6 protein-coding genes are annotated in these 5,649 nt (G+C 56.5%); all 6 read right to left on the bottom strand.

The features are described 5' to 3' along the window. Window positions 1–158: 158 nt before the first annotated feature. On the bottom strand, window positions 159–1,472 hold the full coding sequence (locus Q1J88_RS12645; protein WP_301118086.1) for a TRAP transporter large permease: 1,314 nt from the start codon (window positions 1,470–1,472) through the stop codon (window positions 159–161). Between the two features lie 14 nt (window positions 1,473–1,486). Then, window positions 1,487–1,999, bottom strand: a complete 513-nt coding sequence (locus Q1J88_RS12650) for a TRAP transporter small permease subunit (protein ID WP_301118087.1) — start codon at window positions 1,997–1,999, stop codon at window positions 1,487–1,489. Between the two features lie 24 nt (window positions 2,000–2,023). Beyond that, the gene (gene dctP / locus Q1J88_RS12655; protein WP_301118088.1) at window positions 2,024–2,995 is read right to left on the bottom strand and encodes a TRAP transporter substrate-binding protein DctP; all 972 of its coding nucleotides are present in this window, start codon (window positions 2,993–2,995) and stop codon (window positions 2,024–2,026) included. A gap of 144 nt (window positions 2,996–3,139) precedes the next feature. Then, on the bottom strand, window positions 3,140–4,231 hold the full coding sequence (gene ychF / locus Q1J88_RS12660) for a redox-regulated ATPase YchF (protein ID WP_301118089.1): 1,092 nt from the start codon (window positions 4,229–4,231) through the stop codon (window positions 3,140–3,142). A 54-nt stretch (window positions 4,232–4,285) separates the two neighbouring features. Further along, window positions 4,286–5,065: a CPBP family glutamic-type intramembrane protease gene (locus tag Q1J88_RS12665; protein ID WP_301118090.1), complete on the bottom strand. Its 780-nt coding sequence runs from the start codon at window positions 5,063–5,065 to the stop codon at window positions 4,286–4,288. After that, a complete protein-coding gene (pth, locus tag Q1J88_RS12670; RefSeq protein ID WP_301118091.1) occupies window positions 5,046–5,642 on the bottom strand; it encodes an aminoacyl-tRNA hydrolase in 597 nt (198 codons plus the stop codon). The genes Q1J88_RS12665 and pth overlap by 20 nt, the downstream gene beginning before the upstream one ends. Window positions 5,643–5,649 lie beyond the last annotated feature (7 nt).

A 5,649-nucleotide genomic window follows, 5' to 3' on the forward strand; every position in this document is an offset into this window, starting at 1 on the left:
AGACGGGCCACCACATGTTGACCAATGAACCCGGTTCCGCCGATTACCAAGACGCGCATTGGACTCCCCACATTTGAACGCGACCAGAAGGCATTTTCGGCCGAGATGCGTTCAGGCGCAAGCAAGCGGAAAGCCCCCGGCCGGGCCCGAACCCCCGATTAACGTATCAGGCTTGGCAACCAGAGGGCGATTTGCGGGAAAACGACCGCGAGAATCAATACCAACATCTCGATGCCGAGAAATGGCAATGCTGCCTTGTAGACCACTGACATTCGGATATGAGGCGGTGCAATGCCCTTCATGACGAACAGCAACAAACCAAAAGGCGGTGTAAGAAAGGCCATTTCCATCGTGATGAGATAAATGACGCCCAACCAGATCGGATCAATTCCCACGGCCTGGGCAATGGGAATGAATAGAGGGACCGTAATCATCACCATGCTCACCTGGTCAACAAAGCATCCCAGGATCAGTAGCACGATCATCATCATGATCAGGACCGTAAGCGGGTCTGCACCAAAGCCCGTCACCAGCGAAACCACTCCGCTGGTTGCGCCCGAGAACGCCAGGATCTGGCTGAAGGTGGTCGACGCCATGATGATGAAAAGGATCATCGTACTGGTCTTGGCGGTTTCAGCCAGCATGGTCTTCAAACCTTGCCAGGTAAAGCTTCGATAGCACACTGCAGCCAAAAACGAGGCAATGACGCCCAGACCGGCTGACTCGGTTGGTGTGGCAAGGCCTAGTATGAGCGAGCCCACCACTACGATAAGGATGCCTGAAAGCGGTACGACATAGATCAGGAACGGCATCCACCGCTCGGACCACGTCCGTATGACCGGATCATCGGGCGGTGCGTCTTGCGGACGACGTTTGGCGCGCACAACGATGTACGCAAAAAACAAAAACGCCATCATCAATGCAGGTACGATGCCGGCAAGCAAGAGCCGCGAAATCGACATACCGGCCAGGCTGCCCACCAATACCGCCAGAGCCGATGGCGGAATGAGCATGGCAATGGCACCGGTGGCCATGATCGGGCCCATGGATAGCGTCGGGTGGTAGCCGCGCTTGAGCATGACCGGCATCAGCGAGCGGCCCAGCATGGCGGTATTGGCGATGCTGGAGCCGGACAATGCAGAAAATACGGTACCAGCCGCAACGGTCACGACGGCCATGCGTCCGGGCACCCGGCTGATAAGGCGCTCGATAGCGTCAATGGCCTTGAAGGCCATTCCAGAGTGCAACAGGATTTCGCCCATCAGAATGAACAGCGGAATGGGCGCGAGGTTGTAGTTGGTGATGGCGGTGACCACATTGCGGGTCATCTGGATAAGGCCAATCTCGCCATTCAGAAAAACAATGGCGCCGACAATATTGACGCCAAAAAATGTGACCGCCACCGGCAAGCCCAGCATCAGCAGAAGCATCAGCAGGCCGGTCAGCAGCAGTAATGAGGAAATCCAATCCATTGGGAAGTGCCTGTTTAGCTGGCGTGTCGATGCGTCAGGAGGTGGAATTCCTTACGCATGAGAAGCAAAAATTCGATGGCCACAAGCAGCATGCCAAAGGGCACGAAAACATTGATGGTCCATTCAGGGATAGTGAAGGACTTGTAGATCATGCTGCCGCGCTGATACGCCGCGATGGTGGCGATGGCGCTGTAATAGCAGATGATGGAACAGATGACGGCGCCCAGCAGGCATACAAACGTATTGACCATACGTCGTACGCCTTCGGGCAGGTTTGCTGTGACAACGTCGACGCTGACATGGGCCTTTTCGCGAAGGACCCAGGGTGCAGCGAAGACGGTGGCGATATACATCGCGTATTCGAGGGTTTCGATTACCCAGGCCAAGCCGCCGCCGAAGAAATTACGTGCTACGACGTCGGCACCGATGAAAAAAGCCATCAGGCCGAAGATCGCTCCCCCGATGACGGCAAGGCCTGCGATGAGTCCATCGTAGGCCCGCACAACCACATTGTTTGATATCGCCATGCGATTTCCGAAGCGACGTTGAAATTACTTGGTCAGCAGTTCGCGCAAGCGCGGGCCATCGTCAGGAGCGGCCTTGATGACTTGTTCCCAACCGGCTTCACGAGCGGTATTGAGCCATTTTTCGCGTTCTGCACCCTCGAGGGTATACACAACCATGCCGGCATCAGCCTGCTTTTTGGCCTCGGCCTTGTTGATTTCGGCATTTTCGGCGTTGGTGGACTCTACCCATTCGGCCATTTTGTTGAGGAAGGCGCGCTGTTCATCGGTGAGCGACTTCCATTTGTCGAGGTTGACCAGGATATTGACATCGACCGTGTAGAAGCCTGGATCGACGCGGGCCTTGGTGACTTCTTGCCAGCCCAGATCGAGCACGCCTTGCAGCGGCCAGCCGTAACCGTCGACCACCCCGCGTTCAAGTGCCGTATAGACCTCGGACGGAGGGGTTTGAATGCTGTTGCCATTGAGCTTTTCGAAGAAGGCACGGTACACCGGCGTGACGCGAAGCGTGAGGCCGCTGAGGTCTGCCTTGTCAACTGGCTTGTTCACGTAAAGATGAAACGGATTGCCGTCGCCCGTACGAGCCAGGTACCAGCTGTTCATCTTTTTGTTGTGCAGCTCGTTGATGTATTCCCAGCCGCCGTTCTGACGGAGTTCCTGGATGGTGTATTCGGTAAGCTTCAGGCCGTCGCCTGCAGGCAGAAGATTGGTGTAAAAAGCGGCGGTTACAAAGGCCATGTCGACCACGCCGGTAGACACGGAGTTGCCCACTTCGAACGGCGGCATGGCCGATGGACCACCCAGGTAATTGATTTGCACCAAGCCTTTACCTTCGGCATTGACCTTTTCGACAAAGCGCGCAAATGGACGCTCGATAAGCGAACCCTGCTGGAATGAGCTGACTGCCCGCAACACGACTTCTTTTGCGCTGACAGGCGCCGTGGCGAACAAGGCACCAACAGCCAGGGCCGCACCAGCTAGCTTGGTTAGCGTTTTCATGGTCTTCTCCGTATTAGTTTATGTTTCAACTAATTCAGTTTCGCAGATGCCCCTACCCCTGTCACCTAGGGGTTGCCCCAAGAGAACAAGAGTTTTCAAGGCTCGAACTGAACAGAAGAATTTTACGGCAGTAATGCGCTGCGTTTAGACGTTGAACAGAAAATTCAGCACGTCGCCGTCTTTGACCACGTATTCCTTGCCTTCCGCACGCATCTTGCCGGCTTCTTTGGCACCCTGTTCGCCTTTAAAGGCAATGAAATCGTCGTAGGCGATAGTTTGAGCGCGAATAAAGCCTCGTTCAAAGTCGGTATGAATGACACCCGCCGCCTGGGGTGCGGTGTCTCCGACCCGAATGGTCCATGCCCGCACTTCCTTTACGCCGGCCGTAAAGTAGGTTTGCAGGCCAAGCAGGGAATACGCTGCACGAATGACGCGGTCAAGCCCGGGCTCTTCCATTCCCATGTCTTCCAGAAACACCGCCTTGTCCTCATCGTCGAGCTCTGCTATCTCGGCTTCGACGGCAGCACAGACGGCGACCACGGGTGCGTTTTCTGCTTCAGCGTACTTCTGCACTGCCTCGAGATGCGGATTGTTGGCGAAACCGTCTTCACGCACGTTGGCCACATACATGCAGCGTTTGGCAGTAATGAAGCAGTATTGCTTGATGAGTGCCAGTTCTTCCTCTTCCAGCGAGAGCGAGCGGATGGGACGCGCCTCATTCAACACCGGGATCAGTTTCTCGAGCACGGCCACCATCTTGATGGATTCCTTGTCACCCGAGCGAGCCGTCTTCTGGTGGCGCTGCAGGGCTTTTTCGGCAGTGGCCAAGTCGGCAAGTGCCAGTTCGGTGTTGATGACTTCGATATCCGAAACAGGATCAACACGCCCAGCCACGTGAACGACGTTCTCGTCCTCGAAGCACCGCACAACATGCACAATGGCGTCTGTCTCGCGGATATTGGCCAGAAACTGGTTTCCCAGACCCTCACCCTTGGAGGCACCCGCAACCAGACCCGCAATATCGACAAACTCAACCACAGCAGGCAGGACGCGCTCGGGTTTGACGATCTCGGCCAGCGCCGCCAGACGCGGGTCGGGCACCTCTACCACACCAACGTTAGGCTCGATAGTGCAAAACGGGTAGTTCTCGGCTGCGATTCCCGCCTTGGTAAGCGCGTTGAACAAAGTTGATTTTCCGACGTTGGGCAGCCCAACGATGCCACATTGCAAAGACATGAGAATCCAAAAAAAGTAAACGAGGCGCGAAACCGCGAGCAAATACTATCTATTTTAACCGGGAGGCAGTGGTATCCATTGCAGGACCAGCCATACGACAAGCAAAGGCCCGCCATTGAATATCCCATGCAACAGCATTGATGCGCCAATACCCTGGCGCACGCGCAGCCAGGCCAGGGCCAGGCCGGTCAGCCATTGCGGAAGCACCAGAAGCGGCATCAGCCACCACGGGGTCTGATTCAAAGAGAAGTTGTTCAGGTGCACGGCCGCAAACAGTAAGCATGATGAATGCACGAGCAAGGGAAATCCACTCAGATAGGCACGCTGCAGTCGCCACGTCATTGGCTTCTGCGAAAGCAAGGACCGCGTGGAGGCTTGCCACCAGCACAAAAGGACCACAACACACACAAGAGCGATCGCATGCGCTTCGGGGCCGCTTAACAGGGCATATGCAGCAAGGGGCACCAGCCAAAGCGCACGTAAGGGACGTCGCAAGCCGTAACGAAACACCAACTCTTCGACCACGGGCGCCCAGAACAGTGCCTGCAACCAGGGTATGTTTCCCAGATTTAGCCGGTGCTCGGCGCCGCCGGCGCCAGCCGCGGCAAGCGCGATCGGCCCCAGAAAGACCAGATTGACCGCCCATAGCGCGCAGGCCCACTGCACCAGACGCCCCACTGGCACGCCCGGAAACCAGTCCAACCACTCTCCGTGGCCCACGCTGCGGCCAGGCAAACGCGGGCCCACCGACGGCCTCACAATGAAGCGGATGAAATCGACCGCCTCCTGACGAAAGCTTGGACGGCCGGAAGCGTTAGCCACTGTTACCGCCATGCAACTGCTGGATAGCCAGATCAAACTCGCCTTCAAGCAACGCAGGCATGACCGCGCGGCTACGTTCAAGGGCTTTTTCTATTTCGACCAGCTCGTCACGCCGTGGCGGTGACAACACAAAACCCACCACCTGCTGGGCCAGTCCCAACGTTCTCGGATGCCCGATTCCTATGCGCATGCGCCAGAAGTCGGGGCTCGAAAATGCCGACTGAATATCGCGTAAGCCATTGTGCCCTGCATGCCCTCCACCGCGCTTGATCTTGACTTGCCCCGGCAAAAGATCAAGCTCATCGTGCAACACCAGTACCTGGGCAGGTCTGAGCTTGTAGAACCGCATCAGTGCACCAGCCGCCTGACCAGAGCGGTTCATGAAGGTGGACGGCTTGGCCAACAATACGGCCTCGCCATTTACACGCGTCTTGGCCACCCATGAAAAAAAATTCTTCTCCAGCGTGAACGTAGTGCGAAAATCCTCGGCCAATTGATCGGCCAGCCAAAAGCCTGCGTTGTGACGCGTCGCTTCGTACTCCGGCCCCGGATTACCAAGGCCAATTATCAGACGAATGGGAGGTTTCATAAGAGGG

The sequence above is a fragment of the Pusillimonas sp. genome, from assembly GCF_029263785.1.
Classification (GTDB): Bacteria; Pseudomonadota; Gammaproteobacteria; order Burkholderiales; family Burkholderiaceae_B; genus Pusillimonas.

Excerpts from the sequence above, each read along its gene's own strand:
- dctP (WP_301118088.1), bottom strand. The coding sequence starts at position 2,995 with ATGAAAACGCTAACCAAGCTAGCTGGTGCGGCCCTGGCTGTTGGTGCC.
- pth (WP_301118091.1), bottom strand. The coding sequence starts at position 5,642 with ATGAAACCTCCCATTCGTCTGATAATTGGCCTTGGTAATCCGGGGCCG.
- ychF (WP_301118089.1), bottom strand. The coding sequence starts at position 4,231 with ATGTCTTTGCAATGTGGCATCGTTGGGCTGCCCAACGTCGGAAAATCA.
- Q1J88_RS12665 (WP_301118090.1), bottom strand. The coding sequence starts at position 5,065 with ATGGCGGTAACAGTGGCTAACGCTTCCGGCCGTCCAAGCTTTCGTCAG.
- Q1J88_RS12650 (WP_301118087.1), bottom strand. The coding sequence starts at position 1,999 with ATGGCGATATCAAACAATGTGGTTGTGCGGGCCTACGATGGACTCATC.
- Q1J88_RS12645 (WP_301118086.1), bottom strand. The coding sequence starts at position 1,472 with ATGGATTGGATTTCCTCATTACTGCTGCTGACCGGCCTGCTGATGCTT.